Source organism: Methanosarcina horonobensis HB-1 = JCM 15518, from assembly GCF_000970285.1.
In the GTDB taxonomy this organism is placed as follows: Archaea; Halobacteriota; Methanosarcinia; order Methanosarcinales; family Methanosarcinaceae; genus Methanosarcina; species Methanosarcina horonobensis.
Map to the genome: position 1 here is coordinate 931175 of NZ_CP009516.1, position 19993 is coordinate 951167.

The following is a 19993-nucleotide window of genomic DNA, read 5'->3' on the forward strand; positions in this document are numbered from 1 at the left end:
GTAAATTTAGTTATTATATATATTTTCAATTTCTTCTGTTATATAATCCCAATCAAAAATAGTAAGACTCTCCGTAGTGAACCTACTATTTTGTTTCATATCTTTTAGCTTATTTATTAACTTAATTATCTCCTCTTTTTTTATTGGCTCATCGACTCCTAAACAACGGGTCCCGTCCACAAACTCTTCAAGTGCACTCCCCTTTGCAACCACGCAGGGAGTTCCAGCAGCCAGTGCCTCCGCAACTGTTATTCCATATGCCTCATGAGAAGAGAGCATTAAAAATATATCAGCACCTGCATAACACTTGAGCAGTTCTCTCCTTGAAAGGTCCTTTAACCACTCAACCCTTCCCTCTACTCCTAAACTTTTTGCCATACTTCGAAGTTCTGCTTCATAGGGTCCCTTTCCAACAACCTTTAGTCTGAATTCCTGAAGCTCAGGCATGCTTTGAATTATATACTGAACTCCTTTGTACTCTTCCAGGCGGCCAACGTAGAGGAGAGTTTTCTCTTTTCCTGTTTTCCCTTCAATACCTTCGTCCTTCTGTAGGGCTCTCAGGTGTTTAAACTCTGCAAGGTTAATTCCATTTGGAATTTTTACGGTTTTTCCTGCGACTCTGAAATCAGCCTCAACAAGCCTTTTTTCGTACTCTGAGACACATATTACAGAGTCTGCCCTGGAAAATATCACTTTTCCAAAGAGCCTGTACGGCTTATGCAGCAGATTTCTAAATGCCGTATGCCCGCTCCGGTGGTAGTGCGGTGTAAACACAAGCCTTCTTTCACTTTTTCCAAGGGCTGCGAATAAAGCCGGAAGGGCATGATAGCTGTGTGCGTGAATTACATCAAAACTGTGCATTTTAAGATAAAAATAGATCTGCGGGGCAAAATAATACGCATTTCCGGGAGCAAAAGACCTGAACCTGATGACCTTTACCCCATTTATTGTTTCTCTTCTGTTCAGTTTCCCGGTTGGGTCTGTTGTTATGACCTCAACATCATGCCCTGCTTTGACCAGCCTCTCGCTAATCTCTTTTACATGAGTTTCCACTCCCCCAATATCAGGGAAGTAACGGGGGCAGATCTGGGCTATTTTCAAGAACAAACCTCTCTTATATGAGTGCTTATATAGAGCAGTAAAGAGTAATGCATTAGCTTAATATAAAGATAATGTGATAGTTAAAATAGATGGCATCCAGTAGAAACATTTGCATTGTCGGACCTTCCAAGCGTTTTTTAAGTGGCATCAGTTATTATACTATCCGTCTGGCAAATGCAATGTCTGCGGAAAAAAATGTTTCTGTAATTTGCTTTAGACAGCTGTTGCCAACCTTTCTTTTTCCTGGAAAATCTCATGTCGGAAAAGACATTTCAAACCTGAACTTCTCATCCGGAATCCCTGTTTTTGATGGAATGGACTACAATAACCCTCTAACATGGGTTAGAGCATACAGTTTTATTAAAGAACAAAAACCTGATGTCATAATCTTGCAGTGGTGGACCTCGTCGATTGCCCATATGCAGCTCCTGCTAAAGATATTTGCAGGTCTGTTGCATAAACCAAAAATTATTATAGAATTCCATGAAGTTGTTGACCCTTTTGAAGAGTCCATACTTCCGATTCGTTTATATTCAAAAATAACGGGAAAATTGCTTCGCAAAAACCTTGATGCATACATTACCCATTCGGAATCCGATAAACAACTTGTTGCAGAAAGATATGCAATTGACCCTGAAAAAATTCATGTAATTCCGCACGGGCTTTATGACCAGTATGGGGAATTGCTCGACACAAAAGAAGCAAGAAGAAGTCTCTCGATAAACGATGAGTTAGTCATCCTTTCATTTGGTTTAATTCGTAAGTACAAAGGTACTTCCTACCTGATCAGGGCTTTTGAACAGCTCCCTTCTGAGATTCTTGAAAAAAGCAGGCTGCTGATTGTCGGAGAAATCTGGGAAGACCGAAAAGAACTGCTCGACCAGATTAAGGAATCTCCGGCGCACGATAAAATTACGCTTATAGATGAATATGTTCCTGACGATAAAGTAAACCTTTATTTCAGCGCTGCAAATGTGGTGGTTCTGCCCTACCTGAGGGCTTCACAGAGCGGGATTGCCCATATTGCCATGTCTTTTGGAAAACCCGTTGTAGTCTCCGAGGTAGGCGGTTTAAAAGAATCAATGGCTGGGTATGAAGGTACATTTTTTGTTCCTCCAGGGGACATCGAATCTATTCGGAAAGCTATCCTGAACCTTCTGGGGACGAGGAGGTATTATGAAGCTCCGGATCAAAAATGGGATAAAGTTATAAACCGTTACATCGAATTAATACAATCCATTTAATTTTCTTCTTCTGTAGCTCCAGATTAGTTGCATGTATTTCCTGAAGGGATTACTATGAGTTCTCAGGATCGTCCTGCTTTAATGTTAGAATCTAAGATAAAGTCCAGCTTGCCTTATACTCTGGCAGTTGCGATAATTGGTTTTATATCCCTATGGATCAGAATACGCCCCTCTGATTCTGTGTTTTTAGCCAATGGGTTTGTAAAGTTCACGAGCAATGACCCCTTTTATCATATGCGGACCTTAAATGTTCTCCTTGAAAACTACCCTAACAGGATGTTTTTCAACCCCATGACCAACTATCCTAACGGGAGCTACATCCATTTCGGTCCTCTTTATGACCAGATGATGGCCATAACCGCTCTTGTTTTGGGAATAGGCAGTCCCGGTCAGGATCTGGTTAACACTATAGGAGCTTACTTCCCTGCCGTTCTCGGAGCTCTTACTGTCATTCCGGTTTACTACATCGGAAAATATCTAGGCGGTCATAAAACAGGGATACTTGCGGCAATCCTGATAGCTTTTGCACCAGGGCCATTTTTGCAGCGTTCAACGGTTGGCTTTACCGATCATCATGTAGCCGAATCTCTATTCAGTACTCTCTTCATAATGTTTTTCATGCTGGCAATAATTACCGCAAAAGAAAAGAGATTGCGTTTCGAAGATGTATTGAATAAAAATCTCACTGTTATTAAAGAGCCACTTATCTATTCCGTTATTGCCGGTGTCATGTACTCTGCTTACCAGCTTTCGTGGCCTGGAGCTTCTCTTTTCTTGCTTGTTGCTCTGGTTTATGCCGTTATTCAGTATATCCTTGATAACTTCCATCATGAGTCAAGCGATTACCTCGGGTTTACAGGCATTATCGCGTTCCTGGTAAGTGCTATACTCATACTTCCTTTTATCCATCCTGATATGGGTTTTTCAATGTATTATTATACATGGTTCCATGTTACAACTGCAATTGGAGCAGTAGCAGTTTTTGGAGTTTTGAGCTTTATTCAAAGGGAGTTTAAAAGGAAACAATTAAAGGCTTATTATTACCCTCTGGCAGTGCTCGGAATTGGCATTCTTGGGCTTCTTGCAACAAGAATTGCATCTCCATCCATTTATTCTCTTATTATAAACGCCCCACGTACAGTGTTTGGTGTCCTGGAGGGTGGACCATCCACAATTGGTGAAGCCAGTTCTATGTTTTATTTTGACGAAAAATTTACTCTATTAAGGGCCTTTGGATACTTCACAACTTCCGGGTTTTTAGCCTCAGTCCTTGGAATATTTGTTCTCCTCGTTAATGTATTCCGGAAAGCAAAACCCGAAGAATTACTGGTTCTAGTCTGGAGTATTTTAATGTTTCTTGCAATTTACGGCCAGAACCGTTTTGCAAATTACTACTCTATAAATATTTCAATCCTCAGTGCCTATCTTGGGTGTTTGTTGCTTGAAAAGGTAAAATGGGACGAACTCGCTCAGAAGTTCAAATCCAGTGTAAAGTCTCCTGCAGATTTCCCGGGCTTCTTGAAGTTCGTTAAAATAGAGCAGGTTCTTGCAGTCCTGGCTATAGTAGTTGTTCTTATTTATCCTGTATATGGAGCCGCAATGCTATATACACAGGCTACCGGGAGTGATCCTGATAATGCCTGGATTGAAGCGTGCCTGTGGCTCAAATTCTATACTCCCGATCCCGGCATGGATTACAATGCCATTTATGAAGCTCCTGAGGATGGAGAGCTTTTCGATTACCCTGATACTGCATATGGGGTCATGTCGTGGTGGGATTATGGACACTATATTGAAACCATCGGGTACAGAATGCCAAACTCTAATCCTTTCCAGGCCGGAATCGGAGGGCGCAGGGGAAGTATAGACGAAGAAAATCAGCCGGGTTCTTCCACTTTCTTTACTGCCCAATCCGAAGAAGAAGCAACTGCAGTGCTTGAAGCTATTCACCCTGACCCGGATAAAGCCGGAGCGCGGTATATTGTTTCTGATGCGCTGATGGCTACAAGCAAGTTCTATGCAATGACAACCTGGACTCTTGATAAAGAAGGATACTACCAGCCTTACTGGGTAAGTGGCGGGTACCGTTACCTTCGTTCCACACGTTACTTCAACTCCATGGAATCAAGGTTGCATATTCTTGACGGAAGCGGTCTTAAACAGTACCGTCTTGTCCACGAAACCTGGGCTTATCAGACTCAGGAAGAAGTCCTGTACAAACAGGTTTATAATTTGCTTTACGGAAGTAGTATCCCCGAAGTTGATACAGGCTTTGTCAAGATTTTCGAGTACGTTAAGGGTGCAAAAGTCACAGGAACAGCTTCCCCCAATGAGACAGTCAATATAAAGACTACAATTTTAACGGGTCAGGGAAGGACCTTTGATTATTCCCAGTCAACAACTTCCGACTCTGAAGGCAGGTATGAGTTTACCGTGCCTTACTCAACCGAAGGTCCCATCTCAGGGGAAACTCAGTTCGATACTGCTCCTGCAGGTCCCTATGTCATAAGCTATGGGAACACTACCAGGGAAGTAAGGGTCAATGAAGAAGCTGTGTTAAAAGGAGAGGAAGTAAAGGTCTGAACCAGTATGAGGCACAAGGTTAATTCTCTACTGAGTTTTTCTTCTTCCTTTTCTTTTTTATGGCTCTATTACCGGGATTCTTCAAAGTAGTCTGTCACTTTTTTATAAAAATATTCGTTTGTTCCCTTGTTTATCCGCTACTTTGATATACTATTAAAAAAGTTATTTTACAGGTCTAGGGTTTCTCAAAGTGTAATTGTGCATACTGCATATCTTTTAGAAAACGCGTTATTGTCTTTGAGAAGACGGCTTGAAAAAAAGATGACCACTAAAATCCATTGTAGAGGAACCTTTTTTGTTCCTGCAAGATTGGTGAATCCATCCGGGAAGCCATCTGAATAGTTTTACGGCGAGGACATTAAAACCATGTCAGAAATAAAACCGAAACATACATCACGTTTGAGTCTATTTGGTTCTCTTCTCACACAAATTATATATTTACGATAAATATACCTCCTGAAGGGGATTATTATGATTTCTCAGGATCATCCTGCATCAATGTTTAAGTCTAAGATAAAATCCAGCTTGCCTTACGCTCTGGCAGTTGCGATAATTGGTTTTGTATCCCTCTGGATTAGAACACGTCCTTCTGATTCTGTGTTTTTGTCTAATGGGTTTGTAAGGTTTGGGGGTAATGACCCCTGGTACCATATGCGGACCCTGAATGTCCTGCTTGAAAATTATCCCAACAGGGTGTTTTTCAACCCCATGACCAACTATCCTAACGGGAGTTACATCCATTTCGGTCCTCTTTTTGACCAGATGATGGCGATAACCGCTCTGGCCCTGGGAATGGGTAGTCCCGGTCAGGATCTGGTTAACACTATAGGAGCTTACTTCCCTGCCGTTCTCGGAGCCCTTACTGTCATTCCTGTTTACTACATCGGAAAATATCTAGGCGGTCATAAAACAGGGATACTTGCGGCAATCCTTATCGCTTTTGCTCCAGGGCAGTTTTTGTCCCGTTCACTGCTTGGCTTTACGGATCACCACGTAGCCGAATCTCTGTTCAGTACTCTCTTCATAATGTTTTTCATGCTGGCAATAATTACCGCAAAGAAAAAAAATCTACATTTTGAAGATGTATTGAATAAAAATCTCACTGTTGTTAAAGAGCCACTTATCTATTCCGTTATTGCCGGTGTCATGTACTCTGCCTACCAGCTTTCGTGGCCTGGAGCTTCCCTTTTCTTGCTTGTTGCTCTGGTTTATGCCATTATCCAGTATGTCCTTGATAATTTCCACGGTGAGTTGAGCGATTACCTCGGGTTTACAGGCATAATCACATTCCTGGTAAGTGCCATACTCGTACTTCCTTTTGTCCATCCTGATATGGGTTTTTCGCTTTACTATTACTCATGGTTCCATGTTGCAACTGCAATTGGAGCAGTAGCAGGCTTTGGAGTTTTGAGTTTTATTCAAAGGGAGTTTAAAAACAGGAATCTAAAAACCTATTACTATCCTCTGGCAGTGCTCGGAATTGGCATTCTTGGGCTCCTTGCAACAAGAATCGCATCTCCATCCATTTATTCCCTTATTATAAATGCTCCGCATACGGTATTCGGAGTCCAGACAGGTGGACCAGCAACAATTGCTGAAGTGTCTTCGATATTTTACGAGGGCGGGGCTTTTACTCTATCAAGAGTCTTCGGGAACTTCACTGCCTCAGGTTTCTTTGCTTCTTTACTTGGGATGTTTATCCTGACTGCGAACCTGTTCAGAAAACCAAAACCAGAAAAAGTACTGGTTCTGGTCTGGAGTGTTTTAATTTTTCTTACAATATACGGTCAGAACCGTTTTGCATATTATTACTCCATAAATGTGTCAATCCTCAGTGCCTATGTAGGAGGCCTGCTTCTTGAAAAGGTAAAATGGAGCCAGCTCAATGAGAAGTTTAAAACCACTGTAAAGTCTCCTGCAGATTTCCAGGGCTTCTTGAAGTTCGTCAAAATTGAGCAGGTTCTTGCGGTCCTGGCTATAGTAGTTGTTCTCATTTATCCTGTGTACGGAACTGCTATGGAAACTACAACAGGCACAGGCGGCCCTGACGGTACCTGGATAGAAGCCTGTCTGTGGCTTCAATCCTATACTCCTGATCCTGGCATGGATTACAATGCCGTTTATGAGGCTCCTGAGGATGGAGAACTTTTTGATTACCCTGATTCTGCATACGGAGTCATGTCATGGTGGGATTATGGACACTGGATTGAAACTATCGGGCACAGAATGCCCAATGCGAATCCTTTCCAGGCTGGAATCGGAGGGCGAAGAGGAAGCATAGATGAAGAAAATCAACCAGGATCTTCCACTTTCTTTACTGCCCAATCCGAAGAAGAGGCAACTGCAGTGCTCGAAGCTGTCCACCCTGACCCGGATAAAGCCGGAGCGCGTTATATTATCTCAGATGTTGAAATGGCCACAGGCAAATTCTATGCAATGACAGCCTGGACCCTTGATACCGAAGGATACTACCAGCCTTACTGGACAGGTAGCGGCTATCAGTATCTTCCTTCCACACGTTACTTCGATTCAATGGAATCGAGGCTGCACATTCTTGATGGAAACGGTCTTAAGCAGTACCGTCTTGTCCATGAGACCTGGGCGTATCAAACCCAAGGAGAAGTCCTGTACAAACAGGTTTATAACCTTCTTTATGGAGAGAGTATCCCTGAAGTTGATACAGGCTTCGTCAAGATTTTCGAGTACGTTAAGGGTGCAAAAGTCACAGGAACAGCTTCTCCCAATGAGACCGTCAATATAAAGACTACAATTTTAACGGGTCAGGGAAGGACCTTTGATTATTCCCAGTCAACAACCTCTGACTCTGAAGGCAGGTATGAGTTTACCGTACCTTACTCAACCGAAGGTCCTATTTCAGGAGAAACCCGGTTCGATACTGCTCCTGCAGGTCCCTATGTCATAAGCTATGGGAACACTACCAGGGAAGTAAGGGTCAATGAAGAAGCTGTGTTGAAAGGAGAGGAAGTAAAAGTTTGAGTGATGATAAGCAGTTGAGATTAAAGTCGAAACAGCTAAGGTGTGCAGGAAACGCGAACTGCACATCTATTTTTTTTCCCGGGCTTTTCACTTTGTATGATCTTATACCTCAGGAACTCTTTGTCCAGACTCCCACCTTGAGAATACTGACCATTTCACCCTTGCATGCTATATTCTTTCCTGGTCGCAGGTACTCTGTCCTGAAAGTTATCGTCAGCTTTCAAGGAGAAAGCACTATGTAGTTATTAGTCATAACTAGGATAAAAATTATAAACTCCCAGACTGTTAAGTAAAATCTGTTTTTTAATTTCTTTTCACATAAATTATATATTTGATTGCAAAATTTACTCCTAGGGAATTACTATGGATCCTGAAAACCGTCCTGTACCAATGTTTAAGTCTAAGATAAAATCCAGCTTGCCTTATACTCTGGCAGTTGCGATAATTGGTTTTATATCCCTATGGATCAGAATGCGCCCTTATGATTCTGTGTTTTTGTCCAATGGGTTTGTAAAGTTCACGAGCAATGACCCTCTGTACCACATGCGTACCTTAAATCTTCTCCTTGAAAATTATCCCAACAGGGTGTTTTTCAACCCCATGACCAACTATCCTAACGGGAGTTACATCCATTTCGGTCCTCTTTTTGACCAGATGATGGCGATAACCGCTCTGGCCCTGGGAATGGGTAGTCCCGGTCAGGATCTGGTTAACACTATAGGAACTTACTTCCCTGCCGTTCTCGGAGCCCTTACTGTCATTCCTGTTTACTACATCGGAAAATATCTAGGCGGTCATAAAACAGGGATACTTGCGGCAATCCTTATCGCTTTTGCTCCAGGGCAGTTTTTGTCCCGTTCACTGCTTGGCTTTACGGATCACCACGTAGCCGAATCTCTGTTCAGTACTCTCTTCATAATGTTTTTCATGCTGGCAATAATTACCGCAAAGAAAAAAAATCTACATTTTGAAGATGTATTGAATAAAAATCTCACTGTTGTTAAAGAGCCACTTATCTATTCCGTTATTGCCGGTGTCATGTACTCTGCCTACCAGCTTTCGTGGCCTGGAGCTTCTCTTTTCTTGCTTGTTGCTCTGGTTTATGCCGTTATCCAGTATATCCTTGATAACTTCCACCATGAGTCAAGCGATTACCTCGGGTTTACAGGCATTATCACATTCCTGGTAAGTGCCATACTCGTACTTCCTTTTGTCCATCCTGATATGGGTTTTTCGCTTTACTATTACTCATGGTTCCATGTTGCAACTGCGATTGGAGCAGTAGCAGGTTTTGGAGTTTTGAGTTTTATTCAAAGGGAGTTTAAAAACAGGAATCTAAAAACTTACTATTACCCTCTGGCAATTCTCGGAATTGGTGTTCTGGGACTGCTTGCAACAAGAGTTATGTCTCCATCAATTTATTCTCTTATCATAAACGCTCCCCATACAGTGTTTGGAGTCCAGACAGGTGGACCAGCAACAATCGGTGAAGCCAGTTCTATGTTTTATTATGATGGAAAGTTCACTTTATTGAGGGCTTTTTCAAACTTCACAGTCTCTGGGTTTTTTGTCTCAATCCTTGGAATGTTTGTCCTCTTGGTTAGTGTGTTCCGGAAAGCAAAACCCGAAGAATTACTGGTTCTAATCTGGAGCATTTTAATGCTTTTTGCAATTTACGGTCAGAACCGTTTTGCTTATTACTACTCCATCAATGTGTCAATTCTCAGTGCCTATGTAGGAGGTCTGCTTCTTGACAAGGTTAAATGGAGTCAGCTCAGTGAGAAGTTTAAAACCACTGTAAAGTCTCCTTCAGATCTCCAGGGCTTCCTGAAGTTCGTCAAAGTAGAGCAGGTTCTTGCGGTACTGGCTATAGCAGTTATTCTTATTTATCCGGTATATGGAGCTGCTCTGGAGCAATCAACCGGTTCGAATGATCCAGACAGTACCTGGATAGAAGCCTGTCTGTGGCTTCAGTCGTATACTCCTGACCCTGGCATGGATTACAACGCTATTTATGAGGCTCCTGAAGATGGAGAGCTTTTCGATTACCCTGATACTGCATATGGAGTCATGTCGTGGTGGGATTACGGCCATTACATAGAAACCCTCGGGCACAGGATGCCCAATGCGAATCCTTTCCAGGCTGGAATCGGAGGGCGAAGAGGAAGCATAAATGAAGAGAACCAGCCAGGGGCTGCAACCTTTTTTACTGCCCAGTCAGAAGAAGAGGCAACTGCAGTGCTTGAAGCTGTTCACCCTGACCCGGATAAAGCCGGAGCGCGTTATATCGTATCCGATGGAAAAATGGCTACTACTATATTCATGGCAATGCCAGAATGGACTCTTGATACCGCAGGATACTACCAGCCTTACTGGACAGGCAGCAGCTACACATACCTTCCTTCCATGCGTTACTTCGATTCAATGGAGTCCAGACTGCACATTCTTGATGGAAACGGTCTTAAACAGTACCGTCTTGTCCACGAAACCTGGGCTTATCAGACTCAGGAATCTGTTTATAAACAGGTCTATAACCTTCTTCACGGAAGTAGTATCCCTGAGGTTGATACCGGTTATGTCAAGATTTTCGAGTACGTTAAGGGTGCAAAAGTCACAGGAACGGCTTCTCCTAACGAGACCGTCAATATAAAGACTACAATTTTAACGGGTCAGGGAAGGACCTTTGAGTACTCCCAGTCAACAACTTCCGACTCTGAAGGCAGGTATGAGTTCACCGTGCCTTACTCAACCGAAGGTCCCATCTCAGGGGAAACTCAGTTCGATACTGCTCCTGCAGGTCCCTATGTCGTAAGCTATGGGAACACTACCAGGGAAGTAAGGGTCAATGAAGAAGCTGTGTTAAAAGGAGAGGAAGTAAAGGTCTGATGAAGGCAAGAAACTGGAGATTTAATCCAAAGAAGCAGGTTTAAGTTCCAGTTTCTGCTGCACATCTTCTTTTCCTTCTTATTTTTATTCTTTCTTTACTTTTTTATTTTATATCCGCTACCTAAATATACTATTAAAAAACCTACTTCACAGGTGATGTGTGATGGAAAACCCTATCAAAGGCCGAGTCTGGAAATTCGGAAACGATATAGATACCGATTTAATCATCCCGGGAAAGTACCTGCGGACAAAGGATATGCAGGTTTTTGCAGCTCATGCTATGGAAGGCATTGACCCTGAGTTTGCAAAAAAGGCAAATCCCGGGGATATTATTGTTGCAGGGGACAATTTTGGCTGCGGTTCCTCAAGAGAACAGGCTCCTCTTGCTTTAAAGCATGCAGGAATAGCCTGTGTTGTAGCAAAGTCTTTTGCAAGGATATTTTTTAGAAACGCAATTAACGTTGGGCTACCCCTGATGGAAGCTGACATTGAATGCGAGGAAGGAGACGAGATTGAAGTTGATCTGCTCAAAGGTGAAGTCAGAGTTTTCGGAAAAGGTGTATTTAAAGGGAACAAGTTGCCAGACTTCCTGCTAGATATGCTTACGGACGGCGGGCTTGTTGGGCATAGGAAAAAAGTTCAGAGTCAGCAGAAAGAAGAGTCAATTTAACTGATCATTTAGTAACGAAATTAATCAAGTCTTACCTATATCACCTATACTACCTGATCAATAAATCTGTGAGATCTACCAATTAACAGCACAAATAGCCGATACTTATGATTTTTCCAGATGAGTACAAACATGTGGGAGTAACAAAAGCCCTCCCTGCAGGCACTGAAGAGCTAATTTATTTCCTTACGGAGTACCTGATCGAAGAAAGAGAAAATCACGAAACAGGTAGCTCTGAATATGCAGTTTACCATGTTATTAAGAGCGGAGACGGACTTCTCAGAAAGGTTGAAGCTCTCGAGCTGATTGCTTCAGGAGAAGAAGTTGTCAGATACGACAGAGAACTAAATATAAAAGACCGTACCCTCCTGATTGAAACCGCATTAAAACTTTGCAAGGGCAAAGTAAGCACTGTTATTTTTACTGGCGTAGATAGACATGTTACAATTGTTCATGAGCCTGATCCCTCCGGTATTCTCGAAATAGAAATTCTTGATGTCGCACCCCCTGAGCCTGCCTGGCTTTCCCAGGTCGTGAGGAGGCTTGAAGCCAGCGGGATTTTCGGGGACCTTCAGGTTCGGTTTACTGAAAAGATAATTGACCTCAGGCGTTTTGAAGGGGAAAGAACTGTTTTTCCATGCAGTGCATCAGGGCTTGAAGGGAAATGCCTTGACTCTGATATTCTTACCGAAGACGGGCATCTGCTTATAGGGTGTGAGATTTCAAAAACTCTTTTTGAGATGCGTTTTCCGGAACTTGAATACTCCTTCATAAACATCTGTCCTTTTAAATCGGAAATAGTCGTACCTTCAAAAGCCTTCATTACGCGCTGTTGCAGGTCAGAAAAGTCAGGGGTTGTAAATATTTCAGGTTTTGAAGGGGCTGTTGTCCACTGGGGAGCGTCGGAATACCAGGTTGCAGAAGCTATCAGAAATCTTGTAAACAGACTCAGGAATAAAGACAGTTCATTACAAAATCAGTAATGCAGCCAGAAAACCTTTAAGTACCAGGTTACTTATTGTTCGAAACTCATGTAAAATGAAGGTGGAATAACTTTTCGATGCCTTTTCTAACAAATTTCCTTTTAGGGCTCGGGCTTGCAATGGATGCTTTTGCAGTTTCCATGTCAAGCGGCACTACAGTTCGGCCTTTCAGGGTAAGCGATGCCCTTAAGCTGGCTGTTTTTTTCGGGAGCTTTCAGGCTCTTATGCCGGTACTGGGCTGGATTGGAGGAAGTACGGTAAGCGGTTTTGTTTCAGATTATGCTCCCTGGATTGCGTTCGGGCTTCTTGCTTTTATCGGGGGTAAAATGATTTACGAAGCTCTTTACGGGGATCCGGATGGGAAGGTAAATTCACTTAATTACTCCGTGCTTTTCCTTTTAGCAGTTGCAACAAGCATAGACGCCCTTGCAGTGGGGATAAGCTTTGCTTTTCTGGGGACACCTATTCTTGGACCCGTTATTATTATAGGCTGTGTAACTTTTGTCATGTCTTTTTGCGGGGCAATTCTGGGATACCGGATAGGTCATTTCTTTGAGCACGAAGTTGAGATCCTCGGCGGGCTCATCCTTATCGGGCTTGGTGTAAAAATCCTTGCCGAACACCTGCTCTGGATCTGAAAAATATGTTGAGAATCTGAAAAAGTTACGCCAGATTCATATACCTCCAGCCATACATCCAGTACCATGAAACTCGCGGTAATCAAAGGAGATGGGATTGGCAGAGAGGTCATTCCTGCAGCTGTTGAAGTTCTGGACGCTTTCGGGCTTGAGCTTGAAAAAGTGCCTCTGGAACTCGGCTATGCAAGGTGGAAAAGCACAGGCACTGCAATGTCAGAAGAAGACATAGAAACCATAAAGAGCTGTGATGCAGTGCTTTTCGGGGCAGTCACCACAGTGCCTGATCCGAGTTATAAAAGTGTGCTCCTCACTATCCGTAAAGAGCTCGACCTCTATGCCAATATTCGGCCTGTAAAACCCCTCCCCGGAATAGTAGGTGTTACCGGGAGAAATGATTTCGATTTTATTATTATCAGGGAAAATACCGAAGGGCTGTACTCAGGGATTGAGGAAATAGGCCCTGATTTTTCCTGGACGAAAAGAGTAGTTACCCGAAAAGGATCTGAGAGGATTGCAGAATTTGCCTGCGAACTTGCAAAAAAGAGATCCAATAAACTGACCATTGTCCATAAATCCAATGTCCTGAAGTCAGACAAACTTTTCCTTGATGTTTGCAGGCAAACTGCAGACGCTTATGGGGTTGAGTATGGAGATATGCTGGTAGATTCCATGGCTTACAGCCTTATGATGCACCCTGAAAAGTACGATGTTGTGGTTACCACGAACCTTTTCGGGGATATCCTTAGCGATATGTGTGCAGCCCTTGTCGGAAGCCTTGGACTTGTCCCGAGCGCCAATATAGGGAAAAAATACGCTTTTTTTGAGCCTGTGCATGGGAGTGCGCCTGACATTGCAGGAAAAGGAGTTTCAAACCCTATTGCGGCAATCCTCTGCGTGAAAATGCTGCTCGAATGGATGGGTAAACCTGAAGCTCTGCTTATTGATGATGCAATAGCCTGTGTTCTTCAGAAGAAGATCATAACCCCTGACCTTGGAGGCGGGGCAAGCACGGCGGAAGTCGGTCATAAGGTTGCGAAATATGTAACGCAGAACCTTAAACAGTAATCTGAATAATTCATATCAAAAGATTTTAAAAAATTTAGAGCCTTGGAAGATGACTGTTTCTGTCCTTCGCAGGCTCTCCAGATTCATTTTCCGGTACTGGGTTATTGATTTTCTTTTGTTTCTTAATTTTTACTTTCCTGCTTCTGCTCCAATACAAGCTCAACAACTGTGGTTTCTTTCTGGAATTGCTCACTCCTGTTCAATCCCACCTGAACTTTCTGAACATCTTCTCTAAAAAATTCAAAGTGTTCATAGTACTGTGCTCTCTCAACAAGATATTCAAAGTATTCTTCCATAATGTTCCCTTTCCCATACAGTACTTCAGCTTCATGTCTTATAAATATTTGTGAGTTTCTCCTCAATTCTACTAAAAAGATTTATAGTGCCAGCAATAATAATTTTTTAGAAGAATTCTGTGAGGAACGTGAATGAACAAAAAAAATCTTATAATCTTCTTAATTCTTTTATCAGTTACTTTCTTTTCCGGCTGCACTGGTTTCACTGGTAACTTTTCCGAAAAATCGGGCAATATTGAGAGTATTGAGGACTCTGGCTCAGGTATTTGCGGGAACGACTCTGAAGTACTCTACCAAGTCTCAACAATCGACGCCCTGCTCCAGGGAGTTTACGATGGGGTTCTACCTGTTGCAGAACTTGAAACCCATGGAGACTTTGGTATAGGAACCTTTGACGGGCTCGAAGGTGAAATGCTCGCCCTCAATGGCAGTTACTACCAAATAAAAACAGATGGAATTGCCTATCCTGTATCCGGAGAAATGACAACTCCTTTTGCCACTGTCACTTACTTTGAAGCCGATGAAAGTTTCCGGCTTGAGGAGCCTGCAAACCTTACCGAGCTTGAAGCCTTTCTTGATCTTAACCTGCCTTCAGAAAATCTCTTTTACGCAGTTCGGGTTGACGGAGATTTCTCTTACATAAAAGCACGGAGTGTACCCAGACAGGAAAAACCTTATCCGAAACTGGCGGATGCGGTATCCACCCAGTCTGTCTTTGAATTTGAAAATATAAGCGGCACATTGGTAGGGTTCAGGACTCCTGAATATGTGAAAGGTGTAAACGTGCCGGGATATCACCTTCACTTTATTACAGAGGATAGAAGCGCAGGCGGGCACGTCCTGGATCTTGAGATGGAAAGCGGAGATGCTGCCCTGGATATTACCAGTGCATTTTTTATGGAACTTCCTGCCAGCGGAGACTTCTATAACGTGGAGCTAGGTCAGGATCTTCAGGCTGATATGGAAAAAGTTGAGAAATGATCTCAAGCTTCCATTTTCATATTTTTTTCCTTCATTTATTTGAAGAAACTTTCCCTGCCCATTTTATTTTTGTCTTTTTCTACGCTCGTTAATAATTTGATTTTTTCCCCTCACTCCCTTTTTATTTTTATGCTTTTCTCCTTACTTCTTCTTAATCTAATTTACGTTTTTCCCTTATTTCGTCTTGTAAATTTTTCGGTCTGTTATCTCTGTTTTATTTGTTAGTTATGCTTTAGTTTTTCTATTTTTTTCTTTATTTTTTCCATTTTCTTATGATTTTTTTGTTGAGAAGTGAATCTCAACATTCCGCCTGTTTAGAGATTTTGCAGCTTTTACTATCCTGATGTGTAGTTCCAGACACACTGTTCAAAATTATTAATTCATTTACAGTCTTACACGTTTGATACTGAAACTTTCATCTTCAGGTTCATTCCCGATATATCCCCAAATTTTTCGGAAATGTCTGTATATCTGAAACTTTCAAACTGCTCATAGTACTGAGCACGTTCAACAAGTCCTTTGAATATCTCTTCCATTGTATTCACCTCTATTCCCAAAAACTACTTCTGTATTTATTAATTTCAGCCAAGTAGGGTGAAAGTATTTTTTGGCAGAGTGCTGGGACTGTAGGTTTCAAAATTTATGTGGCTATTACGCCTGAAAATATCTCCTAAAATCATCTGAGAAACTACAGAATGTTTTCAAAAAAACAAAATTAACTAGAAATTTTTAACTCCCGAATTACTGGTGGAGGAATCCTATATTGCGGTATTTAAAAACGATTCGAAAACTAAAAAGTTTTTTTCAGCAAGGAAAATATTTTTTGTCTACGCTGCTCAAAGGTATTTAGAAAAAAATAAACGAAAAGTCGTAGAGAGTTTTGTCATTACCCTTTTGAAACAGGTGCAAGTTACTCTCCAAGTTTTCCGCATTTCTCCAGTTCTCTTTTTCTGTTTTTCTTATTTTTACAGACCTATATATTTTTCAAGTCTGCATGCGGAACTGAGTGACATCTTCAAGGTAGCTGTCAATTATCTCATAGTGACCTCTTTCATACTTTGACAGCATCTGGAAGAAATTTCTCTGATTTTCGTCTTCGGCTCTTTTTGCCAGCTCTGAATAAAAGTCTTCACTTTTTCTTTCATGCCTCATGGCTGCGAGAAGAATGCCTGCATCTCCAAGGGTGATCTCTCCCCCTTTTGTCCGGGCTGGATCGAACTCAGGACTGAAAGACTGCCCACTGGGGACCTCCGTACTAATCGTGGGCAGTTCTTTCTTATCGCGATATCCTTCGAGATAACCTAGATGCTTTACTTCCTCGCCTGCAAGATGCTCATAAAGTTCCTTAAATTTTGGGTTTTCCATTAAGGCAGCCTGCTGCATGTAAAAGTCCCTTGCTTCTTTTTCCCTTTCTATTGCCAGAGCTATGGCTTCTTCAATTCCTTTTAGATTTTTTACTTCTTCTACTGTATCCTGATATGCGCTTTTCATATCTTTTACCCCCGATAACTTCTTTTTTCAGAATTCTCTGATTTTTAATCCTTTTGAATCTCAGTTTCTTTCTTAGCTTTACGTTTCTTTTGTTCTTTAACTTTCAGGGTTATATCTTCAGAAGGCCGTTCAAGTCCGAATATATCATAAATGTCATAGGGACTGGCAATTACGGTTATATTTTCCATCTGCGCAAGTTTTTCCGAGTTCGTAACATCCACTTCGCGCATACTCAATTCAAACGCTCTCCCGCTGGGTGCGGCAGTTTTTACAGTTCCCCTTTTCTGGTCTACAGGCAGGATGAAAATAGGCGTTTTTCCTTTTGCTGTCTGGGAAACTGCATTCGTGACAAGAGTATCTGCAATTCCGTACACGATCTTTGCCACCGTATTTGCAGTTGCAGGGGCTATGAGCAGGAAATCATAATATCCCATCTGCAGTGGGCCTGCAATGAAAGGAGAATTGGGGCCTGCATCTACTTTGAAGTTCGGGAAATCGTTCTGAATTTTGTCCCACAGGTGATACCATTTCATAACGGTTTCGCCCTCTTTGGACAGGAAAACCATTGTTTCAACACCTGTTCGTTCCTTAATGTCTACCAGAACGCTATAGGTCTCAATCATCTGGTCTCCAGAACCTGTAATTCCCCATGCTATGCGTTTAACTTGTTTGCCTAACGATTCTACCAAAATAACACCCTCCTTGAAGTTTTTATCCAATCGTTAATGGTTTATTATTGTGATTACCTTACTTTTAATAGAATTTCTGAATTCTGGCCTCAATTCCAATCTTGCTGATTTACTGCTTACTTGCCCCTTCCTTCGGCAGTTCCGGTTTCTGAGCTTCAGGCTCCTCTACGGAAGTAGCTCTCTTCACTAACTGGGCTGTCTGGATAAGCTTTTTAAGGGTTCTTCTAAGGCTTCGCATGCCTTCCGAATCTTCTGAGACTCCTTCCGCGCCCTTATCCTTTGACCAGAAGGTCCCTCCCAGGTTTGCCCCGAAGGAACCTCCTCCAACAGGGATCATCTCATTAATTATGTAAAAAGTATGAATTGTCTGGATAGCAGCCTCCTGCCCGCCTATCCTGTCTCCTCCGTCTGCGATCCCCATTCCAACCTTGTTCAAAAAGACCTTAGGGTCTTTTGCAACGACAGCTCTGCAGCGGTCCATGATTGTTTTCGTCTGGGCACTCAAGGTCCCCTGATAGACAGGAGTGCCTATAATCCAGGCATCTGCCCAGATCATTTTATCGTATAACTCAGCCGAAATATCGTCTTTATGAATACATCCTTCTTTTTTTCTAATGCAGAAATCACAGTGGATGCAGAAGTTTAACTTTTTTCCTTTGGATGAAAAATATTCTGTTTCTGCACCATACTTCTCCTTTGCAATTTTCAGGGCTTCCTGAACCAGATAATTGGTTGCCATGTTCCTGGGACTTCCCGATACTCCCAGAATCCTTATCGGTTTGGTTTCGGTCTCCTGCATGTCCCCTCTCCTGTATTTCTTATACAAATTAAGAGTCTGCCAAATCAGGTGTCTGTTTGAATCCAAGCATCTGTTTTAATATTCCTATATGATATTGTTTTAAGGGCAATAATCTTATGCCTGAACGGTTTTAACCCTGATTTTTCACTTTTGTCTTCTTTTTGCCTTTCTTTTTACCTCTTACGTCTTCTGAAAGCAATACCCAGAGAGAGGGCGATAATAGCCCCTATTGTTCCAAACCCCGGAGTCGAGGTTTTTTCTTCTTCAGGGTACGTTGCCATTTCAATTACAGGTACTGTATAGGCTCTTTCTCCGAAAAGCTCGTCAATATGCTTCTGAGGGGCAGATCTGTAGTGAAGAACAGCCTTTGTATTGATAGGATTCGAGGCATTTTCAGGCATTATGAATGAAAGATTCTCAATTACGGATTCTTTCGGGCCTATCCTGTTGTCAGAAAGAATAGATTCTGCTTCCCATAACTTAACTGTGGGCTTTCCCTCTGAATCTGCAAAAACCGTATGGTATACTGTTGTTTCAGGGTCGATTTTTCCTTCGCTGTCAAGAGCGCCTGAATGATAAAGTATCCTGCCTTCGGAATCATTTACTGTAAGTTCAAGCCACATTTCTCTGTCTTCGGTGACGCCGGTTGGAATTCTGTGACCTGCTCCCACATTTGTGATTTTGACTTCCACTTTGACATTCTCTTCCGGTTCTGCCGAATCAGGAGCTGTTACCTCAAGCTCTGCAGCGTGCTGTAGGTACTCAATAGCCCTTTTTTCGTGCCTGCTTTCGCCCATAACATCTGTTACGAAAGCGTTTGCACCCACAAAATGGTGAGTATACACGTGTTCCCTCTCAGGACCCGTTGAGGCAGCTTTTCCGGGGTTTTCTTCGAAGCCTACAATCCCGGGAGTCATGTGGCAGGCCTGGCAGTTCACCCCTTCTTCAGCGTACGAACTTTCCTCCCATTCGGTATATGTAGCTCCGAGAGTCAAATTATTTACCGGATGGTAAATGTTGTGGCACATGCCGCAGTATGCGGAGTCGTTATAAAACTCATGCGCTTCTGTTTCATGGGAAGAAGATTCTGCATCTGATCTATTTCCCCATTTTATATCTCCGGGTTCAAGGACAAAGGGAGCATTTCCTATTCCTTCGCTTTCGGCAACTGAATGGCAGAAATCACACTGGACACCTTCTTTTGAAACCTCGCTCAGGTGAGAACCGTTAAGCGGTGGAATTTCGGCTGAAACCACTCCTACAGGGGTATGACAGCGGGAGCAAAATTCCGGAGAAAGCCCCTGCGCTTCTGCAGCTACACCATATTCCTGAAGTGTTGCCTGGTAAAAGAAATCACTGTCTGCGTTCGAATGCATGGAACCATCCCATTCCCCAAAACTGCTTCCATGGCAGTTTGAACAGATGCCGGATTTCAAAAACTGGTCAGATCTAAAATCTCCGGGCCCGCTCGGCTCCGCAGCTCCTATAAACAGAATCAGTCCCGTAAAAAGAGCGGTTATAATTAGACTTAGAAGCCCCGATCTTTTCACTACCTCTCCCCCAGATACTT

Annotated in this window: 16 protein-coding genes; 9 read left to right on the forward strand and 7 right to left on the reverse strand. The window is 42.5% G+C overall.

The annotated features are described in order from the left end of the window. Positions 1 to 6: 6 nt before the first annotated feature. Positions 7 to 1101 (reverse strand): glycosyltransferase family 4 protein, encoded by a 1095-nt coding sequence (locus tag MSHOH_RS04140; protein WP_048137602.1) that lies wholly within the window; start codon positions 1099 to 1101, stop codon positions 7 to 9. Between the two features lie 89 nt (positions 1102 to 1190). On the opposite strand from MSHOH_RS04140, the gene MSHOH_RS04145 reads away from it, so the two are divergent. The 8 genes from MSHOH_RS04145 (at position 1191) to MSHOH_RS04185 (ending at position 14167) form a co-directional block, all read left to right on the forward strand. Then, positions 1191 to 2345, forward strand: coding sequence for a glycosyltransferase (locus MSHOH_RS04145; protein ID WP_048137604.1), 1155 nt, complete (start codon positions 1191 to 1193; stop codon positions 2343 to 2345). Between the two features lie 54 nt (positions 2346 to 2399). Next, on the forward strand, positions 2400 to 4928 hold the full coding sequence (locus tag MSHOH_RS04150) for an oligosaccharyl transferase, archaeosortase A system-associated (protein ID WP_048137606.1): 2529 nt from the start codon (positions 2400 to 2402) through the stop codon (positions 4926 to 4928). A gap of 471 nt (positions 4929 to 5399) precedes the next feature. Then, positions 5400 to 7925 (forward strand): oligosaccharyl transferase, archaeosortase A system-associated, encoded by a 2526-nt coding sequence (locus tag MSHOH_RS04155; RefSeq protein WP_048137607.1) that lies wholly within the window; start codon positions 5400 to 5402, stop codon positions 7923 to 7925. 363 nt (positions 7926 to 8288) lie between these two features. Beyond that, entirely contained in the window at positions 8289 to 10811 is a 2523-nt protein-coding gene (locus MSHOH_RS04165; RefSeq protein WP_048137611.1) for an oligosaccharyl transferase, archaeosortase A system-associated, read from the forward strand. 163 nt (positions 10812 to 10974) lie between these two features. Beyond that, positions 10975 to 11481 (forward strand): homoaconitase small subunit, encoded by a 507-nt coding sequence (hacB, locus tag MSHOH_RS04170; protein WP_048137613.1) that lies wholly within the window; start codon positions 10975 to 10977, stop codon positions 11479 to 11481. A 107-nt stretch (positions 11482 to 11588) separates the two neighbouring features. Next, the gene (locus tag MSHOH_RS04175) at positions 11589 to 12464 is read left to right on the forward strand and encodes a DUF7714 family protein (protein ID WP_048137615.1); all 876 of its coding nucleotides are present in this window, start codon (positions 11589 to 11591) and stop codon (positions 12462 to 12464) included. A 77-nt stretch (positions 12465 to 12541) separates the two neighbouring features. Beyond that, positions 12542 to 13102: a manganese efflux pump MntP gene (locus MSHOH_RS04180; RefSeq protein ID WP_048137617.1), complete on the forward strand. Its 561-nt coding sequence runs from the start codon at positions 12542 to 12544 to the stop codon at positions 13100 to 13102. A 66-nt stretch (positions 13103 to 13168) separates the two neighbouring features. Continuing rightward, positions 13169 to 14167, forward strand: coding sequence for an isocitrate/isopropylmalate dehydrogenase family protein (locus MSHOH_RS04185; protein WP_048137619.1), 999 nt, complete (start codon positions 13169 to 13171; stop codon positions 14165 to 14167). Positions 14168 to 14289: 122 nt separating this feature from the next. On the opposite strand, the gene MSHOH_RS04190 is transcribed toward MSHOH_RS04185, so the two are convergent. Then, positions 14290 to 14463, reverse strand: a complete 174-nt coding sequence (locus MSHOH_RS04190) for a hypothetical protein (RefSeq protein ID WP_239451205.1) — start codon at positions 14461 to 14463, stop codon at positions 14290 to 14292. 132 nt (positions 14464 to 14595) lie between these two features. On the opposite strand from MSHOH_RS04190, the gene budA reads away from it, so the two are divergent. Further along, complete coding sequence (gene budA, locus MSHOH_RS04195) at positions 14596 to 15444, forward strand: acetolactate decarboxylase (protein ID WP_048137623.1); 849 nt, start codon at positions 14596 to 14598, stop codon at positions 15442 to 15444. Positions 15445 to 15836: 392 nt separating this feature from the next. Here the strand turns inward: budA and MSHOH_RS23400 are convergent, their stop codons facing one another. The 5 genes from MSHOH_RS23400 to MSHOH_RS04215 all read right to left on the reverse strand — a co-directional run bounded on the left by MSHOH_RS23400 (position 15837) and on the right by MSHOH_RS04215 (position 19973). Then, positions 15837 to 15980: a hypothetical protein gene (locus tag MSHOH_RS23400; RefSeq protein WP_158024040.1), complete on the reverse strand. Its 144-nt coding sequence runs from the start codon at positions 15978 to 15980 to the stop codon at positions 15837 to 15839. 448 nt (positions 15981 to 16428) lie between these two features. Continuing rightward, on the reverse strand, positions 16429 to 16935 hold the full coding sequence (locus MSHOH_RS04200; RefSeq protein ID WP_048137625.1) for a ferritin-like domain-containing protein: 507 nt from the start codon (positions 16933 to 16935) through the stop codon (positions 16429 to 16431). A gap of 44 nt (positions 16936 to 16979) precedes the next feature. Continuing rightward, a complete protein-coding gene (gene afpA / locus MSHOH_RS04205; RefSeq protein WP_048137627.1) occupies positions 16980 to 17624 on the reverse strand; it encodes an archaeoflavoprotein AfpA in 645 nt (214 codons plus the stop codon). Positions 17625 to 17733: 109 nt separating this feature from the next. Next, positions 17734 to 18423 (reverse strand): flavodoxin family protein, encoded by a 690-nt coding sequence (locus tag MSHOH_RS04210; protein WP_048137629.1) that lies wholly within the window; start codon positions 18421 to 18423, stop codon positions 17734 to 17736. A 173-nt stretch (positions 18424 to 18596) separates the two neighbouring features. Continuing rightward, positions 18597 to 19973 (reverse strand): multiheme c-type cytochrome, encoded by a 1377-nt coding sequence (locus tag MSHOH_RS04215; RefSeq protein WP_048137630.1) that lies wholly within the window; start codon positions 19971 to 19973, stop codon positions 18597 to 18599. Positions 19974 to 19993 lie beyond the last annotated feature (20 nt).